General features: G+C 73.3%; 1 protein-coding gene. It reads right to left on the bottom strand.

All coding sequences use genetic code 11. The features are described from left to right. Positions 1–1,994, bottom strand: a 1,994-nt coding sequence (locus AB0G08_RS30105) for a type I polyketide synthase (RefSeq protein ID WP_358094347.1), incomplete at its 3' end; no start/stop codon positions are given. Positions 1,995–2,036: the final 42 nt, after the last annotated feature.

The raw sequence follows: 2,036 nt of genomic DNA, 5'->3' as shown, positions 1-2,036 counted from the left end.
GTCGTCGCCAACGACCACGACACATCCACCGGCGACACGGACCGACCCGACACGAACGACGCCAACCGCGCCGCCTGACCCACCAGACCCCGCTCCGAACGCCCCGACACCACCCACGGCACCGGCAACCCCACGCCCCCGGCAGAGGCGGACGCCGGAACCGGCTCCGCGTCGGCCGACCCGGTCCGGCCGGTTTCGCCGCGCGTCTCCGCAGCCGGCGCGGCCACGGGCTCCACCGCCGCAGCCACCGCCTCGCCCGCCGACGCGACCGCCAGCTCCGTCACCGGCTCCGGCTGCTCGATGATCACGTGCGCGTTGGTGCCGGAGATACCGAACGACGACACGCCCGCCCGACGCGGACGCCCCACCCCCGGCCATGACCGCGACTGCGTCACCAACTCCACCGCACCCGACGACCAGTCCACATGCGACGACGGCGCATCCACGTGCAACGACGCCGGCACCACCCCGTGCCGCATCGCCAAGATCATCTTGATGATCCCCGCCACCCCGGCAGCCGCCTGCGTGTGACCGATGTTCGACTTCACCGACCCCAACAACAACGGCACATCCCGACCCTGCCCGTACGTGGCCAGCAGGGCCTGCGCCTCGATCGGGTCACCCAACGTCGTACCCGTGCCATGCGCCTCCACCACGTCCACGTCGGCCGCCGACAGGCCCCCGGACGCCAACGCCTGCCGGATCACCCGCTGCTGCGACGGGCCGTTCGGCGCCGTCAAACCGTTCGACGCACCGTCCTGGTTCACGGCCGTGCCGCGCACCACCGCCAGGACCCGGCGCCCGTCGCGCCGCGCGTCCGACAACCGCTGCACCACCAGCACGCCGACGCCCTCGGACCAGCCGGTCCCGTCCGCCGCGTCGGAGAACGACTTGCAGCGGCCGTCGGCGGACAGGCCGCCCTGGATCGAGAACTCGGCGAACGTGGCCGGTGAGGCCATCACGGTGACGCCGCCGGCCAGGGCGAGATCGCACTCGCCGGAGCGCAGCGCCTGCGCCGCCAGGTGCAACGCCACCAGCGACGACGAGCACGCCGTGTCCACCGTAACCGCCGGCCCCTCGAAGCCGAACGAGTACGCCACCCGGCCCGACAACACGCTGGTCGCGTTGCCGGTGAGCAGGTGGCCGCCGACCTCCTGGGCACGACCCACCGATCCGCTGGCGTACCCCTGGAAGCTGGCGCCGGCGAAGACGCCGACCGCGCCGCCCCTCAGGCTGGTCGGGTCGATGCCCGCCGATTCAACGGCCTCCCACGACGTCTCCAGCAGCAGCCGCTGCTGCGGGTCCATCGCCAGCGCCTCGCGTGGCGAAATGCCGAAGAACCCGGCGTCGAACTCGCCGGCGTCGTAGACGAAGCCGCCCCTGCGGACGAAGGACGTGTCGGACAGGCCGCCGCTGAGGAAGCTGTCCCAGCCCCGGTCGAGGGGGAACTCGGAGATGCCGTCGCCCCCTGCGGAGAGCAGCTGCCACAGCTCGTCCGGGGTGCCGACGCCACCCGGAAGGCGGCAGCCCATTCCGACGATCACGATCGGGTCGTCGTCCACCGCGGCGACCCTGCGCTCGGCCGGCGCGTCGCCCGGGGCGCCGAGCACCGTCTCCCGGATGAAGGCGACCAGGGCGGCCGGCGTCGGGTGGTCGAAGACGAGCGTGGAGGGCAGTGCGAGACCCGTTTCGGCGGTCAGCCGGTTGCGCAGCTCGACGGCGGTGAGCGAGTCGAAGCCGAGGCGCTGGAACGCCCGGTCCGGCGGCACCGCCTCCACGGTGGCGTGGCCGAGCACCGCGGCGACCTGGGAGCGTACGAGGTCCAGGAGGGACGCCTCGACCTCCGGCGGCGTCAGGGCCGCCAGTCGGTCGCGGAGTGCGGAGGCCTGGTCGGCGGGGCCGGCTTCGGTGCGGGCCGCTGCCTCGATCGCCGCCTGCGCTTCGGGGATGTCGGTGAACAGGCGGGACGGACGCAACGCCGTGAACGACGGCACGAACCGATCCCACCGCACATCCGCCACCACCACCTGACCCTC

This window comes from Micromonospora sp. NPDC023644, assembly GCF_040640115.1.
Lineage (GTDB): Bacteria > Actinomycetota > Actinomycetes > Mycobacteriales > Micromonosporaceae > Micromonospora.
This window is presented reverse-complemented; position numbering and strand designations above follow the sequence as displayed.